This is a genomic window from Paenibacillus sp. FSL H7-0714 (assembly GCF_038003765.1).
Classification (GTDB): Bacteria; Bacillota; Bacilli; order Paenibacillales; family Paenibacillaceae; genus Paenibacillus_AQ.
In genome coordinates this window covers 4,990,090-5,007,671 of the sequence record NZ_JBBOPT010000001.1, presented here as the reverse complement: position 1 = coordinate 5,007,671, position 17,582 = coordinate 4,990,090, and the positions used below count along the sequence as shown (strand labels likewise).

Annotated in this window: 21 protein-coding genes; all 21 read left to right on the top strand. The window is 45.1% G+C overall.

Annotated elements, in window-relative coordinates:
* Positions 1-65: 65 nt before the first annotated feature.
* The 21 genes from NST34_RS22420 (at position 66) to NST34_RS22320 (ending at position 17,578) form a co-directional block, all read left to right on the top strand.
* The gene (locus NST34_RS22420) at positions 66-719 is read left to right on the top strand and encodes a flagellar brake protein (protein WP_042190221.1); all 654 of its coding nucleotides are present in this window, start codon (positions 66-68) and stop codon (positions 717-719) included.
* A 207-nt stretch (positions 720-926) separates the two neighbouring features.
* Entirely contained in the window at positions 927-1,637 is a 711-nt protein-coding gene (cmk, locus tag NST34_RS22415) for a (d)CMP kinase (protein ID WP_231573321.1), read from the top strand.
* The gene (locus NST34_RS22410; protein ID WP_042190219.1) at positions 1,634-2,221 is read left to right on the top strand and encodes a lysophospholipid acyltransferase family protein; all 588 of its coding nucleotides are present in this window, start codon (positions 1,634-1,636) and stop codon (positions 2,219-2,221) included. Before cmk ends, NST34_RS22410 begins: the two co-directional genes overlap by 4 nt.
* Before the next feature lie 175 nt (positions 2,222-2,396).
* Entirely contained in the window at positions 2,397-3,719 is a 1,323-nt protein-coding gene (gene rpsA / locus NST34_RS22405; RefSeq protein WP_256716304.1) for a 30S ribosomal protein S1, read from the top strand.
* Positions 3,720-3,888: 169 nt separating this feature from the next.
* A complete protein-coding gene (gene der, locus NST34_RS22400) occupies positions 3,889-5,214 on the top strand; it encodes a ribosome biogenesis GTPase Der (protein ID WP_042190218.1) in 1,326 nt (441 codons plus the stop codon).
* Between the two features lie 12 nt (positions 5,215-5,226).
* The gene (plsY, locus tag NST34_RS22395; RefSeq protein WP_042129592.1) at positions 5,227-5,844 is read left to right on the top strand and encodes a glycerol-3-phosphate 1-O-acyltransferase PlsY; all 618 of its coding nucleotides are present in this window, start codon (positions 5,227-5,229) and stop codon (positions 5,842-5,844) included.
* On the top strand, positions 5,837-6,877 hold the full coding sequence (locus NST34_RS22390) for an NAD(P)H-dependent glycerol-3-phosphate dehydrogenase (RefSeq protein WP_076299572.1): 1,041 nt from the start codon (positions 5,837-5,839) through the stop codon (positions 6,875-6,877). Before plsY ends, NST34_RS22390 begins: the two co-directional genes overlap by 8 nt.
* 66 nt (positions 6,878-6,943) lie before the next feature.
* Positions 6,944-7,219, top strand: coding sequence for a stage VI sporulation protein F (locus tag NST34_RS22385; RefSeq protein ID WP_076284557.1), 276 nt, complete (start codon positions 6,944-6,946; stop codon positions 7,217-7,219).
* 195 nt (positions 7,220-7,414) lie between these two features.
* Positions 7,415-7,594, top strand: a complete 180-nt coding sequence (locus tag NST34_RS22380) for a DUF2768 family protein (protein ID WP_042129589.1) — start codon at positions 7,415-7,417, stop codon at positions 7,592-7,594.
* Between the two features lie 34 nt (positions 7,595-7,628).
* Positions 7,629-7,997 carry a 2Fe-2S iron-sulfur cluster-binding protein gene (locus tag NST34_RS22375; protein ID WP_149646812.1) on the top strand — a complete coding sequence of 123 codons (369 nt, stop codon included), beginning with the start codon at positions 7,629-7,631 and terminating at the stop codon, positions 7,995-7,997.
* Positions 7,998-8,027: 30 nt separating this feature from the next.
* The gene (locus NST34_RS22370) at positions 8,028-8,774 is read left to right on the top strand and encodes a DUF3939 domain-containing protein (protein ID WP_256716305.1); all 747 of its coding nucleotides are present in this window, start codon (positions 8,028-8,030) and stop codon (positions 8,772-8,774) included.
* A 636-nt stretch (positions 8,775-9,410) separates the two neighbouring features.
* On the top strand, positions 9,411-10,889 hold the full coding sequence (gene spoIVA, locus NST34_RS22365; protein ID WP_042129583.1) for a stage IV sporulation protein A: 1,479 nt from the start codon (positions 9,411-9,413) through the stop codon (positions 10,887-10,889).
* A 376-nt stretch (positions 10,890-11,265) separates the two neighbouring features.
* Entirely contained in the window at positions 11,266-11,538 is a 273-nt protein-coding gene (locus NST34_RS22360; RefSeq protein WP_036676223.1) for an HU family DNA-binding protein, read from the top strand.
* Positions 11,539-11,655: 117 nt separating this feature from the next.
* Entirely contained in the window at positions 11,656-11,904 is a 249-nt protein-coding gene (gene mtrB, locus NST34_RS22355; RefSeq protein ID WP_042190204.1) for a trp RNA-binding attenuation protein MtrB, read from the top strand.
* Positions 11,905-11,998: 94 nt separating this feature from the next.
* Complete coding sequence (locus tag NST34_RS22350; RefSeq protein WP_341128795.1) at positions 11,999-12,541, top strand: hypothetical protein; 543 nt, start codon at positions 11,999-12,001, stop codon at positions 12,539-12,541.
* Positions 12,542-12,631: 90 nt separating this feature from the next.
* Entirely contained in the window at positions 12,632-13,525 is an 894-nt protein-coding gene (locus NST34_RS22345) for a heptaprenyl diphosphate synthase component 1 (RefSeq protein WP_262495696.1), read from the top strand.
* Positions 13,526-13,528: 3 nt separating this feature from the next.
* Entirely contained in the window at positions 13,529-14,281 is a 753-nt protein-coding gene (locus NST34_RS22340; protein ID WP_094870064.1) for a demethylmenaquinone methyltransferase, read from the top strand.
* The gene (locus NST34_RS22335) at positions 14,274-15,149 is read left to right on the top strand and encodes a UbiA-like polyprenyltransferase (protein ID WP_042190197.1); all 876 of its coding nucleotides are present in this window, start codon (positions 14,274-14,276) and stop codon (positions 15,147-15,149) included. The genes NST34_RS22340 and NST34_RS22335 overlap by 8 nt, the downstream gene beginning before the upstream one ends.
* Positions 15,146-15,748, top strand: a complete 603-nt coding sequence (locus tag NST34_RS22330; protein ID WP_042190195.1) for a UbiX family flavin prenyltransferase — start codon at positions 15,146-15,148, stop codon at positions 15,746-15,748. The genes NST34_RS22335 and NST34_RS22330 overlap by 4 nt, the downstream gene beginning before the upstream one ends.
* A 4-nt stretch (positions 15,749-15,752) precedes the next feature.
* A complete protein-coding gene (locus NST34_RS22325; RefSeq protein ID WP_076299575.1) occupies positions 15,753-16,613 on the top strand; it encodes a menaquinone biosynthetic enzyme MqnA/MqnD family protein in 861 nt (286 codons plus the stop codon).
* Positions 16,610-17,578: a polyprenyl synthetase family protein gene (locus NST34_RS22320; RefSeq protein WP_076284562.1), complete on the top strand. Its 969-nt coding sequence runs from the start codon at positions 16,610-16,612 to the stop codon at positions 17,576-17,578. The genes NST34_RS22325 and NST34_RS22320 overlap by 4 nt, the downstream gene beginning before the upstream one ends.
* Positions 17,579-17,582 lie beyond the last annotated feature (4 nt).

Sequence of the window (17,582 nt, the reverse complement as noted above, 5' to 3'; positions counted from 1 at the left end):
ATCTCATTGGGTGATATTCCCATGCTATAATCATTGTTAACTATACTGATTTGGCGGTGACATCTTTGTATCCTAAAATTAATGAATATCTATACATACAGGTTGCTTCCAGTGACGCTGCTGAAGCAGAAGTTGAATATAGATCGAGAATTGCAGAGACAGAGGACGACGCATTCCTGATTGAAATTCCTATGCAGGAGAGTGACGGTCGTCTGAAACGACTTTTTATGGGGGACGAGCTTTCGGTTTATTTTATTACTGAGGGTGGCATTAAAAATTACTTTAATACTCATGTTCTCGGGTTTAAAGAAGATGTAATTCGTATGGTTCGGATACAAAAACCAGAGGCGGATTCGATTTTCAAAATTCAGAGGCGAAGCTTTTTTCGGGTGAATGCAGATCTTGAATTAGCTGTGAAGGATAGCTTTGGCAAAAGATTCCTTGTACGTACAGATGATATCGGTGGCGGAGGAACGTCTTTCTTGGTGGATCACCAAGTGAAGCTCGAGGTGGGAGCGAAATTATCCTGCTGGGTTCTAGTGCCTTATCGAAATGGTAGTATTGAGCATGTGGACTTTGAAGGTGAAGTGGTTCGGATTAAAAAGCTTGAAAACGGGCGCCAATTGGCCATGCTGAAATTTGTGGCTATTACGGATAATGAGCGTCAGAAAATAATACGTTACTGCTTTGAACGACAGTTTGATTTCCGCAACCGATAGGCATTTTTCTTAGCTCTATTAAGTGTTCTGATTTTGCACTGAAGTATAAACTGTGGTATAATTTTATAAGTCGCAGGCAATGCCTGCTTTTTTCTTGATAATATCATCAAGCATATCCATTTGTATGTGCTCCTTGATATTGCAGGAACGAACTTGACATCGCTAGATGCTTTTCTTATGAAAGAGTGTTTGAGGAGGAATGCCCCGTTGGATAGGCAGGGTACACATACTTACGACAGAATTAACGTCGCCATCGACGGACCTGCCGGGGCAGGCAAGAGTACTGTAGCCCGATTGGTAGCCCAGAAGTTATCTTATATTTATGTCGATACAGGCGCAATGTACCGGGCAATCACCTGGTATATGATCCGAGAAGGCATAGAACCGGAAGATCAGAATCAAGTGAACCAGAAAGTTCACGATATGGTTATTGAGCTTATTCCGGAAAAAGACATCCAGAAGGTGCTGATTAATGGGGAAGACGTAACGCCGCATATTCGGAGTCTTCAGGTTAGCGGCCTTGTGTCGCAGTATTCGAAGATCGAAGGTGTAAGGTCCAGACTGAGTCATTTGCAGCGTCAGATGGCGCTTCGCAAAGGCGTTGTAATGGATGGCCGCGATATCGGTACGACCGTGCTGCCCGATGCCGAAGTAAAGATTTTTATGACGGCAAGTGTGGAAGAAAGAGCTCTCCGTCGTTATAAGGAATTGAGAGACGCGGAATCGGTGACGCTTCAGCAGCTTGAACATGATATTGCACAGCGGGATCGTCTGGATGAAGGACGGGAGATTTCACCGCTGCGACGTGCGGAAGATGCGATTCTTCTCGACACGACCTTTATGGATATCGATCAAGTCGTGGAGGCCATTGTATCCCATTGTAGATCTCATGTTGACGGGGAGAGAAATCATTTATGATTTATGTATTTTGCCGAGGATTGCTTCGCTTGATTTACGCAATTGTTTTCCCGCTTAAGATTGTGGGGGAAGAGAATGTGCCAAAGGAGGGCGGGGTGCTGCTCTGTGCCAACCATATTAGTTTGCTGGATCCGATGACTATCGGGATTAAGTTAGACCGTCAAGTAAAGTATATGGCTAAGGCAGAACTTTTTGAGGTTCCTGTGCTTGGCTGGCTCATTAACAAATTGGGTGCTTTTCCGGTCAAACGTGGTGGTGTAAGCAAAGAATCCATTAAAACGGCCCTTAACACACTTCGCGGTGGTAATGTCATGGGTATCTTCCCGGAGGGTACGCGTAACTCTGACGCCGGAGTTGCCAAGAAAGGTGCTGCAAGCTTTGCACTTCGAAGCGGTGCTGCAGTTGTTCCAGCCGCTATTGTCGGTGAGTACAAACCCTTTCGACGGATGGTTGTAGTCTATGGGGCTCCTATAGATCTCAGTCAATTTGCCGGTGCAGGAAGTGAATCTCTCGAGGCTGTTACCGATGTCATTATGGAACGCATCAATGAGATGAAGAAGTCGGGTATACCAACTGTTGGTTAAGGGATAAACGGAATCACAAATTTCGTCCTGTGCTATGATTAAATAACGGCATAGTCGCTATTTTTTGGAACATACTATCTTTAAGTGTAATTTGTAATACCAAGCAATGCTTGTTTTGAACTCTGCTATACGCAGGTTTAAATAAATGGGGTTTTGAATCGAGGAGGCTAATCACATGTCTGAAGAAATTAAAAATCAGGAAACTACGGAGAGCAATGAAACCGTAGAAGCGGTGGAATCCGCTGTGACAGAAAATAACGGAGCTGTAGAAGAAGTTGCTGCCGTTAACGAAGAAGAAGTGACTAACCAAGCTGACTTGGAAATCATTTCTCTGAAAAAAGGCGATACCGTGAAAGGAACAATCGTCAAAATTGAAGATAACCAAGCTTATGTAAGCATTGGATATAAATACGACGGTGTGATTCCGATTCGCGAATTGTCCGCAGTACAACTGGACAACGCTGCTGCAGCAGTAGAAGTTGGACAGGAAGTAGAATGTAAAGTTGTTAGCATCAACGACAACAAGGAAAGCCTTGTTCTTTCCAAACGTGCTGTTGATAGCGAAAAATCATGGGAAGATCTTGAGAAGTACTTTGCTTCCCAAGAAGCTTTCGAAGTTACTGTGGCTGACGTTGTTAAAGGCGGTCTAGTAGCTGATGTTGGAGCACGTGGATTTATCCCAGCTTCCATGGTTGAGCGTCACTTCGTTGAAGATTTCAGCGATTACAAAGGCCGTACCCTTCGCGTTAAAGTGAAAGAACTTGACCGTGAGAACAGCAAAGTAATCCTGTCCGCTAAAGAAGTTCTTGAAGAAGAGTTCGAAGCTAATAAGCTTAAAATTATGGCTGAACTGTCTGAAGGTCAAATCATTGAAGGTACCGTACAACGTCTGACCCAATTCGGCGCATTTGTTGATGTTGGCGGAGTTGACGGTCTTGTACACGTATCCGAAATCGCTTGGAATCACGTAGAGAAGCCTTCTGATGTAGTTTCTGAAGGTGATAAAGTACGTGTTAAAGTACTTAAGGTTGATCCTGAAAAAGGAAAAATCAGCCTGAGCATTAAAGCTGCTGCTCCAGGTCCTTGGGACTCTGCTGCTGGCGAAATCAACATCGGTGATGTTGTAACAGGCGTTGTAAAACGTCTTGTGAACTTCGGAGCATTCGTTGAATTGCTTCCAGGTGTGGAAGGTCTTGTGCACATTTCACAAATCTCCCACAAACACATTGCTACTCCACACGAAGTATTGAAAGAAGGACAAGAAGTACAAGTGAAAGTACTGGACTTCAATCCATCCGAGAAACGTGTTAGCCTGAGCATCAAAGAAACTGAAGAAGCTCCAGCACCTACTGCTAGACCTGAACGCAGCAACAGCAGAGACAGAGCTCCTAAAGAAGTATTGAATAACCCTAACGTTTCTCTAAGCAACGAAGGCCTTAGCTTCACGCTTGCTGAACGTTTTGGAGACAAGTTGGACAAATTCAAAGGTAATAACTAATCCTGCTTTTTGAATATACGGGTAAAGTAATCGGCGAGCCCTCGATACGGGGGTTCGCCGATTCTCTTTTTCCAGTGACAGAAAGATTTATTGGAACTAACATGAGTGTTAGCCAATTTTAATGTTTTTTGCTATGATGAGTATCGTAAGGATGACAGGAGGAATGAATATGGCAAGACCCGTTGTGGCAATCGTTGGGAGGCCTAACGTCGGGAAATCGACGATTTTTAATCGGCTGATTGGCGATAGATTGGCCATTGTAGAAGATAAACCGGGGATTACACGTGACCGGATTTATGGTATTTCAGATTGGAACGGTAAGTCGTTCAGTGTGATTGATACCGGAGGTATTGAAATTGATGGAGATGACACGATTCTGAAATCAATCCGCGTTCAAGCGGAGCTGGCGATTGAAGAAGCGGATGTTATTGTATTTATGTGTGAGGCGAAGAGTGGTGTGACGAATTCAGATGAAGAGGTAGCTCAGATTCTGTTCCGTTCAGGTAAACCGATCGTTCTTGCCATCAATAAAGTGGATAATATGAAGCGTGCAGATGATATTTATGAGTTCTATAGCCTAGGTTTTGGAGATCCAATCGGAATTTCCGGTAGTCATGGTACAGGGCTCGGTGACTTATTGGACGCTGTCGTAGAACGTCTGCCAGAGAAAATAGATGATGAGTATGATGACGATGTCATTCGTGTAGCTTTGATTGGCCGTCCGAATGTAGGTAAATCCTCTTTGGTTAACGCAATTCTGGGTGAAGAACGCGTTATCGTTAGTGATATTGCAGGTACTACTCGCGATGCCATTGATACGCCTTTTGAACGTGATGGACAACGTTATGTGCTTATCGATACTGCAGGTATGCGCAAAAAAGGCAAGGTATATGAGAATATTGAGAAATACAGTGTTATGCGTGCGATGCGTGCGATTGAACGGGCTGATGTGGTTCTCGTTGTAATTAACGGTGAAGAGGGCATCATCGACCAGGACAAGCATATCGCTGGTTATGCACATGAAGCTGGTAAAGCGTCTATTTTTGTTGTAAACAAATGGGATGCCATTGAGAAAGACGACAAGACTATGCAGAACTTCGAGTCTAAGATTCGTGACCACTTCTTGTTTATGAGTTACGCACCGGTTGTCTTCTTGTCGGCTTTAACTAAACAGCGCCTGCAAAAACTGCTACCAGTGGTGCAGCATGTATCTCAACAGCATGCACTACGCATTACTACGCATCTGGTGAACGATGTTGTATCGGATGCCATTGCGATTAACCCTCCTCCAACTGACAAAGGCCGTCGCTTACGTATTAACTACGTAACGCAGGTTGCGGTGAAGCCACCGACGATCGTGGTGTTCGTAAATGACCCATCGCTGATGCACTTCTCCTATGAACGTTACTTGGAGAATAAAATCCGCGCGGCGTTTAATTTCGAGGGAACGCCAATCCGTCTCTTTACACGGCGCAAATCCGAAAACGAAGGTTAGGGGAGAAGAAGTGTGGCGCTTGAACTTCTGGTTATCGTTGTAAGCTATTTGCTTGGTTCTGTCAGCTTTAGTGTGCTGTTCGCCAAGCTACTAAAGGGAATTGATATCCGTCAATATGGGAGCGGCAATGCGGGGGCTACCAATACACTGCGTGTACTGGGAAAAGGTCCTGCGATATCTGTGCTAGTGCTGGATGTACTGAAGGGTGTTGCCGCAGTTTGGTTAGGAACTTGGGTAGGCGGCTGGGGAACCTGGGTTGCTGCTCTTTGCGGAATCGCTGCCATTGTCGGACATAACTGGCCGCTTTACTTTCGTTTCCGTGGGGGAAAGGGCATCGCTACTACGATCGGTGTTATGGCCACACTGTGTTTATGGCCTGCACTGCTCGCTGGTGTTATCGCCATAGGATCTATCTTTATCACTCGTTACGTGTCACTTGGCTCGTTGATTTTTGTCGCGCTGACACCGGTCTTTCTATTGTTGACAGGATTTACACAGCCTGTGCTCTGGACCAGTATTATCATTGCGGTTTTTGCCTTCTGGCGGCACCGGACGAACATTGTTAAGATTGTAGAGGGCCGTGAGAACAAGATAGGCTCAAAAGTAAAAGGAGGGAATCGTGTTGTCTGATAAAGTAACCGTACTAGTAGCGGGGAGCTGGGGAACTGCGCTGGCAAGTGTGCTGGCTGCGAATCACTCGGAAGTTTATCTGTGGACACGTAACTCTGATCAAGCTGCCGAGATCAATGGTTCTCATTTCAATAATAAGTATTTACCGGGGATTTCTCTGCCTGCAAACATCATTGCAACCACCGATCTGGAGACCGCAGTTTCCGGTTCTAAAGCGGTTGTTATTGTAGCCCCATCTTCAGGTATGCGACAGGTTGCTCGCAGTCTGAAGCCGTTCTGGAAGGATGAAATGCTATGCGTTCATGCTACGAAGGGCTTTGAGACTGAAAGCAAGAAACGGATGTCCATCGTTATTGCTGAAGAACTCGGCTGTGACGAAGGGCAGATTGTCGTTCTCTCCGGACCGAGTCATGCAGAGGAAGTAGTGCGCCTGTGTCCTACTACAGTTGTTGTGGCTTCACCTGATGATAAGCGTACTGCTGAAGCACAGGAATTGTTCATAAACAATGATTTTCGTGTATATACGAACCGTGATCAGGTAGGAGTAGAGCTTGCCGGCGCACTAAAGAATATTATTGCACTCGGTGCAGGTCTATCCGATGGTCTAGGATTTGGGGATAATGCTAAGGCGGCGCTTCTGACACGTGGACTGGCCGAGATTTCTCGGGTGGGCGTCGAGCTTGGAGCGAATCCTTTGACCTTTGCAGGGCTTGCAGGTGTTGGCGATCTTGTAGTGACTGCTACGAGCCAGCACAGCCGTAACTGGCGTGCTGGCTTTATGCTCGGGCAAGGGAAACCACTGGATGAGGTGCTGGAGTCGATGGGAATGGTTGTCGAAGGTATTCGTACCACGGAGGCAGCTTATGCCATTTCCATCAAGCTAGGGGTCCAAATGCCCATTACAGATCAAATTTATCATGTCCTTTTTAAAGGTAGAAGTCCGCGTAGTGCTGTTGAAGCTCTGATGGGCCGTGATCGTAAACCTGAGCTTGAGGCAATATCTCAGGAAACTTGGGAGCAGTGGCATTCCTGATCCTGTTCACCTTTTTCCGCAAATTCTCATATGTTGTATTGGGGATTGACGGAGGAGGGATGAAAAGTGAGCAGAGATTTTTCCAAGGATGCATTGAACGCCATTAACAAAAAGGCGGGCAAGAACATTACGGAAAGTGCCGTCAAAAAGCTAGCCAGTACGGTCAAACCAGGAACTACGCAGAATGAAGCCCAGCTCCGCCAGTTAATTAAGCAGGTGTCATCGATGGCGAAAGTGCCGGTCAGTGAAGCTACTGTGCAGGAAATTGTTAATGCCGTCAAAAAAGGCGGCGCAGGTTCCGGCACAATGGAGTCTTTAATGAAAATGATGCTTAAAAAATAGCTTTAGGTTGGGTGAGCAAAAGATTCAGAATCCATGAGATTCTGTTATCTTTTGCTCTTTTTTTATTTATTGGTAAACTCTCACAGCTAAAATATCTTAATAATAATATATAAAAAATGATGTTTTTTTACAGAATAGGATAAGGTCATGATATAATAATCCCTAATATATTACAGGCGAATGGGGGCTTTGACCTTGGATCCGATGACAAAAATGTGGTTGTCCCTGATTGCAATGCTGATTATGGGACTGTCTGTATTTCTAATAACTTTTGCTCGGAGCAAAACAAAGGGACTGCTTAAAGCATTGCTATCTATCCTTGCGTTTGTCATCATGTTAGTTGGCCTATTGGGTGGAGTTGTTTCGATTATGTAAGCAGTTACATAATGTTGAGGAAGGAAGTAACATCATGAAATCGCAAAATGGCGTCACCGTTATGTTTCAACCTGAAGGTCGTAAAGCTGTGGTGAATCGTGGTATCTCGTTACTGGAGGCAGCTCGTAAAGCCGGAGTGAGCATTACCACTCGCTGTGGAGGCAAAGCAGGCTGTCTGATGTGCAAGGTTAAAATTGCGACTGAAGAGGCCACAGCGCTGAGACCGCCAGGGGATATTGAACGACGTAAGCTTGGAACTACGTTAGAAGAAGGAGTGCGTCTGGCTTGTCAGGCTGCCGTATGGAGCGATGTGACCGTTCAGGTGCCAGAAGATCCACTTAAGGCTGCTGTACGCCGTAAGCTTGAAGCTGCGCGGCGTGGGGAAGAAGATGAGCTGTGGTAGTGTTAGATTGTCACCGTGGGAGGGACTCGGTTGGAGTTTATACGAAGAAAGAAGAAGCTAAAGGCAGGAGCAAGACTTTTTCTGGTAGTGATGTCAATCGCTCTTACTCTTTCCGGATGTCTGTATCCTGGAGAAGAAAAGCGTGCTAGCGTTAATTATCGAGAAAGTGTTAAGCGGATACAAGCAGCCGTTGATGATTTTCAACAAGAGGAAGGTGTGCTTCCGATCCTTAATGCGGATGAAGCTACTCCAAGATATGAGAAGTTCCGGATAGACCTAGGCAAGCTGAACAATAAGGGATATTTGGATGATATTCCGGCTACGGCTTTTGAACAGGGCGGAAGCGCTTATTTTCTTATTTTGAATGAGGAAAGCGATCCAGTTGTTAAGGTGATGGACCTTGTTACCGTTCAAAAGGTGAATGATGTGCAGCGTCAGATTAATCGTTATAAATCAGCTCATGACGGCTCTTTGCCCGTACTAGATGAGCTATATCCTGGACTTTACACCATTGATCATAAGAAAGCAGGAACAAGCTCCATATCATTAACTAGCGTCTATTCCGGGCAGGTTCTTGATTTCATCATGGATAAGGCTGGAACGGTCTATGTAGATTATGTCTTTGATATTATAGCTGCCATCGAAAAGAATGGTGGAGAACATGACGAGAAAAAAGATTTGCGACTAGATCTGGAGGAAGCTTCCTATTACGTGCCCGTAAAGTCTTTGCCGTATCTATGGATTAACAATCAGCCTGTCCCGCAGTCTCCTAGTTGAAGTGAAAGTTAAAGCTTAAGAGCGTCTAAGCTTCGGTTATATCCGAAGGATTAGGCGTTTTTGTGTTGTTCAGATATTGCCTTAACTGAAGCTTAATTGTCTTACATAAATCGTAGATGGAATTAAGGTTCAGTTTCATAGCGCGTAAGACTGGATTGCTAGAAATGATGGTAAGAAAGGAGATTCAGCTCAAGCTAGAAATAAATCATGAAATAATCGTAACCGTATAAAATTAAAGGCAAAAGGATGTAGATGACATACGCTAAAATTTCCTTCATGCATATTCACTAAAATAGTTCTATCAATAAATCCTATCTCATATGATGGATGAGTAAGCTTCCGGGCGTCAGACGCCTTGCGGCGCGCACAACTAATTTTTAGAAATTACATTGCAAAATGCGCGATTATGGGTCATAAATTCGTTCCGGATACATATGATGATACTAGTCCAAATGCATGTCCGAGCATTCGGAGTTTAGCGCGGGGCCAGTACGTCCCGGTCGAAAGCAGCTAGGCTTCGGGCGGGCATACGATAAGTCCGGTTGATGTCCTGCAAGGGTCAGATTACCGGCGGAACGCGAAGTCGATGCTCTTCAGGCATTTTTTCTTCGGAGTAATATGAGGAGGGGATCTCTTTTGGAAAAAGTGGATATTTTCAAGGACATTGCCGAGCGTACCGGCGGAGACATTTATCTTGGCGTCGTCGGCGCGGTTCGCACGGGGAAATCGACATTTATTAAGCGCTTCATGGAAACAATTGTCCTGCCTAACATCACGAATGAGGCAGATCGGGTAAGAGCTGTGGATGAGCTTCCGCAAAGCGCAGCAGGCAAAACAATTATGACCACTGAACCTAAGTTCGTGCCTAACAACGCAGTCCAAATCAAGGTTGCGGAAGGGCTTGAGGTTAACGTTCGACTGGTAGACTGTGTGGGTTACGCTGTAGAAGGCGCTAAAGGCTACGAGGATGAGAATGGACCACGAATGATCTCTACACCTTGGTTTGAGGAGCCAATTCCTTTTCAGGAAGCGGCAGAAATCGGGACCCGTAAGGTCATCCAGGAACATTCAACGCTTGGTGTTGTAGTAACAACAGATGGTACGATTGCAGAAATTCCGCGGAACTCGTACGTGGACTCTGAAGAGCGCGTCATTGCAGAGCTGAAGGAAGTGGGTAAGCCATTTGTGCTTGTCATTAACTCCACTCGCCCACGCAGTGAGGAAGCACAGCAGCTCCGTAGCGAGCTAGCCATCAAATACGATATCCCTGTCATGACACTCAGCGCAGCAAACATGACCGAAGAGGATGTAACAGGTGTACTGCGTGAAGTATTGTACGAATTCCCTGTTCATGAGGTAAACGTGAACTTGCCAAGCTGGGTCATGGTGCTTGGAGAGAACCACTGGCTGCGTAGTAGCTATGAGAACTCCGTTCGCGATACGGTAAAAGACATTCGCCGCTTGCGGGATGTTGACCGGCTCGTATCTCAGTTCACAGAGTATGATTTTATCGATAAAGCAGGCCTAAGTGGTATGAACATGGGTCAGGGTGTAGCAGAGATCGATCTGTATGCCCCAGAAGAGCTGTATGATCAGGTTCTGATGGAGGTAGTAGGGGTTGAAATCCGTGGTAAGGATCACTTGCTCCAGCTGATGCAGGAATTCTCACACGCGAAAAGAGAGTACGACCGTTTCTCTGAAGCTTTAGAAATGGTCAAGACTACCGGTTACGGTATTGCTGCTCCTTCACTAGCTGAAATGGCGCTAGATGAACCAGAGCTGATTCGTCAAGGCTCTCGCTTTGGGGTTCGCTTAAAGGCCACCGCACCATCTATTCATATGATTCGTGTTGATGTTGAATCTGAGTTCTCACCAATCATTGGTACAGAGAAACAAAGTGAAGAGTTGGTCCGTTATTTGATGCAGGATTTCGAGAACGACCCGATTAAGATTTGGGAATCCGATATTTTTGGGCGCTCCTTGCATTCCATTGTGAGGGAAGGTATTCAAGGCAAGATCGCGATGATGCCGGATAATGCGCGCTACAAATTGCAAGAAACGCTTGGTCGGATCATCAATGAAGGCTCAGGCGGACTTATTGCAATTATTCTCTAACTTAAATTTAAGCAGATTGGAAGAGTGGGAGAGATCCCACTCTTTTTATGCGTAAAAATAACGAAACTTGATTCCTAGTTCCTATAATAACGGTGAATCTGACTCAATTTTTTTTCTGAAAAGAAGAATTAACCTGGTCTTATAGGTCTATAAAATTAGATGGGAATTAGATGTTTATGCAAGCATAGATGATAATTTCTACTCCTTTTTTGTCTAACTGCTTGAATTTATGGATGGGCTGTATTACTATAAGTTTGTTGCGCTTCAAGGTCTATGGGCGCCAGTGTTCAGTAATAAACGGGATTATCACGTATATTTTACGTTTAAACGGAAACAGTGTATGATACCGGAAATTTACTCAGGGAGGTGAGAAAACATGAATAAATCTGATTTGATCAATGTAGTTACAGAAGCAACTGAACTTCCCAAGAAGGATGCTACTAAAGCTGTAGATGCGGTTTTCGAAGCAATTACAGAAGCGCTGCAAAGCGGTGATAAAGTACAACTGGTTGGATTCGGAAACTTTGAAGTGCGCGAACGTTCCGCACGTAAAGGCCGTAACCCACAAACTGGTGAAGAAATCGAAATTCCTGCAAGCAAGGTACCGGCATTCAAACCTGGTAAAGCGCTGAAAGACGGAATCAAATAAAGATTTCTACATATCAATCCCATAGTCTTTTTAAGTAACAACTATGCCGCCCTCCAAGGCGGCATTTGTTTTTTGGAATAGCATGGGCTGTACATTAGGTTTAGAGGAGGATCAGCGATGACGGATAAAAATACGAGCGAAAATCCGCTTCCGACAGGTAGCGACTATATTGTGGTTAAGGCCAAAGAAAATGGCGTTCAAGTCATTGGGCTAACTAGAGGTACGGATACACGCTTTCATCATACAGAGAAGCTAGACAAGGGTGAGGTGTTGATTGCCCAATTTACCGATCATACCTCAGCAATGAAAATCCGCGGAAAAGCTGAAATTTTAACGAAACACGGACAATTGGAAAGTGAAAGCTGAAAAGCAGGCATAGCCTGCTTTTTTTCAAAATATAGTAAGGGTGAATGATCATATCCACAAAAAAAGTGGGTACTATGGATAAGGGGGCGTGTCCATGAACAAAGCCTGGTTGATTGGTGCCGTATTACTCTTGACTGCGACCTCTGCTGTTATTTTGCCGAAACTGGCAGACTTAGACTCATCCGTACAGCAGAGAAATGGGACAGTGGAGACTTTTACTGGCAGCCATAACACAGTGCTGGGCAATGACAATCTTGTTGATGTTCTGGGCGCTCTTCCGTTGACCTTATCCATAGATAGCGTTGGCTGGGAAGATCATGTTCTGTCACTGGATCTGAAAGTGAGCGGGAACGATCATGAACCTGAGGAACTCTATCAAAATATGGCTCAGGCCATTTCCTTTGCTATTCAGGAAACCTCGAATGTGGATCAACTTCTACTTCGCATTGTGGTAGAAGATAAATGGCTAGGTAGCCGCCGACTGCTGTTGGCTGGTGATATCAGACGTTCTGAATGGTCTTATACGCTGCAAGATGAACTTCAGTCTGCGGATAATCTTCCTATATCGGATCGTCTCAAAACGGGCTTCCGCATTAGTGAAACCGAGCTCTGGAAGAAACAGTTCATTTATCCTTGAATGGATTAAAAGAAACTCAGGCGTACCACAGTGCGTGACAAAAAAACATGTGATATAATAGACAAGATTGTGAACAAACGAATTATTATTATGTCAATGGCTTCGGAGGCTGAAATGAAACCGTACTGCATACCGCAACTGGCTAAACCCTACACCGACTACGACATGATTCAGAAGCATACGGATTTGCCGCCGTTTTCTGATGGCCGGGGTCATTTGTTATATATTTTTCTAAATCATGCTTCTTCTGCAAAAGGAAGTGCCGGGGAGTTGTACACGCTTGTGACAGCGCTTGTTCAACTAGGTCTGGACACGCATGAGGTCATTGACCGTTCGAATGATAGACGGGGGGGAGACCCTATGCGTTCCCGTCAATTGAAGGTTCTAGCTGGCGATTACTTCAGCAGCTGGTTTTACCATTTGCTTGCAAAGAGTGATCAGATCGAGATGATTGGAATCTTGAGTAAGGCGATTGCAGATTTCAATGTCTTGAAAGCGAATCTCTACGTGAAGATGAGAGGCATACGTCTTTCGGCTGAACAATACTTGCGGCACATGGTACAGCTGAATATGCGGCTGTTCCTTTCTTTTACGCCTATGATTGAGAACTCCTTAGTGGAGCTGTGGGAAAAACTGCTGGCAGAATTCAGTCAGTGCGAGACCGTTGCTATTGAGCTTCTTCGTAGTGATGATCCTGCGAATGCAGGGAATGGCTATTGCTACTGGAAGATGATGGAGACTGCAACGGAGGAAGAACGTAAGCAACTTCAAGACCTGAACCTTGATCAGAAGGAATGGAAGATGCTAAAAATGAAATATAAATGTGATTCGCAACTGACGGACAAGCTTCATCAATCGCTTCAGTCTATTCAGGGGCTATTGCAAAGCGTTAAAGACGAGAGTTTACTTAGAGAGCTAGAGATCGCGCTGGATCGTTTTCTCCTGCAGATGAAGGTCACAGGACAAGCAGCCGTGGAGGGTTAAGGGATGACTATGGAAAAAACGACAACTGCTGTGGGTGACAACAGCAAACCAAAAGAGCAGTTTGTACATTCCGTATTTGAGAGTATTGCTGGAAAATACGATTTGATGAATGACATCCTAAGCTTTCGCCGCCACAAGGCATGGCGTAAATTCACGATGAAGAAGATGGGGATGAAGCGCGGGGATTCGGCCGTTGACCTATGTTGCGGAACCTGTGATTGGAGCATCGCTTTGGCGGAAGCCTCGCAGACTGGCAATGTAATCGGACTGGATTTCAGCGCAGGTATGCTTGAAGTAGGTCGCCGCAAAGTGGAAGAGCGCAAGCTTCAGGACCGTATTTCGCTGGTGCAGGGCAATGCTATGGAGCTGCCTTTTGAAGACAATGCGTTTGATTATGCAACGATTGGATTTGGACTACGCAATGTGCCAGATCCTGTTCAAGTGCTTAACGAAATGAAGCGGGTAGTGAAACCTGGTGGAATGGTTGTATGTTTGGAGCTATCCAAGCCGATGAAACAGCCGTTTAAAGGTGTATATTTCTTTTATTTCCAGCGTGTGCTTCCATTGCTGGGTAAGTTATTCGCGAAAAGGTACGAGCAATACAAATGGCTGCCAGAATCATTGGCAATGTTCCCAGACCGGGAGCAACTGGCCACTATCTTCCGTGAAACCGGACTTCAAAAAGTGGAATCCTTCCCCTTGACCGGAGGCATCGCGGCATTACATATTGGGCTCAAGGAGAACGGGAATGTTTAAGAAAATCGGTATCTTTTTACAAATGATTAAGTTTGAACATACGGTATTTGCTTTACCCTTTGCCTTTATGGGTGCTTTACTGGGATCTGTGGTCATGAATGATAGCCTCCCATCCTGGAGTCAAATTGGCTGGATTGTAATCGCTATGTTTGGAGCACGCAGTGCAGCTATGGGATTGAATCGATTGATAGACCGAATCAGTGATGCCAAGAATCCACGCACAGCGGGAAGAGCGATTCCTGCAGGGTTACTTAAGATCGGTGAAGTTGTCATTTTTATAGGCATTTCGTTTTTCTTGCTCTTTTGGGCAGCCTTTAAATTGAATCCTTTGTCAGCTAAGCTGTTACCTATCGCTGTATTCCTTCTTGTTATTTATTCATTCACTAAGCGCTTTACATGGGCATGCCATCTTATCCTCGGCCTCACCATTGCGCTTGCACCGCTGGGCGGCTGGGTAGCTGTGACCGGTAGTGTGAATTGGACTTCAATGGTATTTTACTTCACAATTGTGTTTTGGACGGCTGGTTTTGATGTTATATACTCTTGTCAGGATGTTGAATTTGATCTTAAAGAAGGCTTAAAATCCATTCCAGTGCGATTTGGGGTCCAAGGTGCACTCGTTATTGCTCGTGTGTTTCACATTCTTACGGCGATTGGATTCGTATCGCTGCTGTTTTTGACGGATTTAAGCTGGTGGTATGTGGCTGGTATGATCCTCGCATATATTATTCTCTTTTATGAGCATTATATTGTATCTCCGAGTGATCTCAGTCGTTTACAGACCGCTTTTTTCACTATGAACGGCGTGCTAAGCATCGTGGTGTTCTCTTTCACTCTGATTGACTTGGTGGTGCATTTCAAAAAATGACGCTTACTAAACCGAAAAACTTCGTGGTAGGAATTACAGGGGCAAGCGGTGCTATTTATGGTATTCGTCTGATCGAAACGTTGCTATCGCTAGGCTACTCCGTTCATTTGGTAGTAAGTAATGCGGGCTGGCGCGTTTTTAAAGAAGAACTAGGTTATATCGCATCAGACCGGGAAGGCTTTTTGAACGAAAAGTTCAAAGGCTATCCCGGTTCTCTACTTTATCATCCTGTCGCTGATATCGGTGCATCTATTGCAAGTGGTTCGTTTCGTGTGGAAGGGATGATTATTATGCCTTGTTCCATGGGAACATTGTCTGCGGTTGCTAATGGAACCTCCGACAATCTGATGACTCGTGCTGCTGATGTTATGCTTAAGGAAGGACGTCCACTGGTCCTTGTTCCTCGTGAGACACCTCTGCATGCTATTCATCTTGAGAATATGTTGAAGCTGTCCCGTCTGGGGGTTCGGATCATTCCGGCAATGCCGGCGTTTTACTTTGGGCCACAAAGTATGGATGATCTGATTAATTTCATGGTGGGTAAAGTGCTTGACAGCTTTAATATTGAACATCAATTATTTCGCAGATGGGGGGATTGAAAGGATGGAGAATAACAGCCACACCATCATAGGCAAAATCAGCTATACTAACTCATGGCCGGTATTTCACAATTTTCATCCCTCTGCACTGAAATATCCGGCAGAGATGGTGAGTGAGGTACCTGCCATTCTTAATCAGGGGATGAGTCGTGGAACGATTCATGTGGGTGCATTATCCTCTTTTGCGTATGCTGAAGCCAGTGATAAGTTATTGCTGTTACCTGATTTATCGGTAAGTGCGGACGGTCCTGTGAGGTCTATTTTTCTTTTTTCTCGAGTGCCTCTTGCACAGATAGGTACAGGTACGATTGCTGTTACGAACACTTCTGCAACATCGGTAAATTTGCTGAAAATTTTAATGGAAAAGGCTTTTGGCAATAAACCAGAATATATTAGCGCTAATCCTGATTTGGATGCTATGATGCATCAAGCAGATGCCTGCTTACTCATTGGTGATCATGCGATTAAAGCCTCTTGGCAGGATCAAGGGTATATCGTTACGGATCTGGCGGAGCTTTGGAAAGAATGGACGGGCTTAGGGATGACCTTTGCGGTCTGGGCAGTGAATCGAAAAGCTGCGAATGACAAACCGGAAGCCATTGCGGAGATTGCAGAAGCTTTTGCTGAGAGTAAACTGCGGGGACTAAGTGATTTAGATCCTATAGTACTTGCAGCCTGCTCGACAATTGGAGGAACTAAGTCTTATTGGGAAGGGTACTTTCGCAATTTAAGCTATGATTTTGGAGAAAGGCAGCAGAAAGGTCTGAACCTCTATTTCCGCTATGCCTATGAGATGGGTCTGCTGCCGCAGGCAGTGAAGATGGAGATTTGGAGTCATAAACTGTTGACACGGGTGAAGGAATGAAACGACTGCAAATATTCGGATTACTGAACAGAGACATGGATCAGATTGAAAAAGATTTGTACCGTAGCGTACAGGGTGATGACGACCTACTAACCGAGACTTCTCTGCATTTATTAAAAGCTGGCGGTAAAAGATTGCGTCCCGTATTTGTTTTGATGGGTGGGAAATTTGGAAAGTATGATCTTGAGAAGCTGAAGCGTGTGGCGATACCGCTAGAACTAATTCATAGCGCTTCACTAGTTCACGATGATGTCATTGACGATGCAGAACTGCGCCGGGGTGAACTTACTGTTAAGGCCAAATGGGGCGATAAAATTGCCATGTACACCGGTGACTACATATATGCGAAAGCACTGGTGATGACGACGGAGCTGAAGAATCCGCGAATTCATCAGATTTTGTCCAAGGCCATGATTGAAATGTCGATCGGTGAGATGGAGCAGATTCGTGACTTCTTCAACAGTGAGCAAAGTGTGCGTCATTACCTGCGGCGGATTCGCCGCAAAACAGCGCTGTTGATTGCAGTCAGTTGCCAATTAGGTGCACTTGCTGCTGATGCTGAACCAGAGGTGGCTCGTCTACTTTATAATTATGGATACAATGTAGGGATGGCTTTCCAGATTCGTGATGATTTACTTGACCTCTCAGGCACCGAAAAGCAAATCGGTAAACCTCCAGGAAGTGATATGCGGCAAGGGAACATCACCCTTCCTGTCATTTATAGCCTGGAGGATGAAAGATTGCGAGCTCCGCTTCTTGAGGAGTTGAAGTCTATTCGTGAAGGGCACAGCACAGTAGGGCGTGCTATTGATCTTATTCTTTCTGGAGACGGAATTGTCCGTTCCGAGGAGCTGGCTTCGCGATATATCGCGAAGGCACTTGCTGCACTAGATCAGTTGCCTAACAACAAGACTAAGCGTAATCTGCGCGATATTGCCTTTTTTGTAACAGGTAGAGCTTATTAGTATT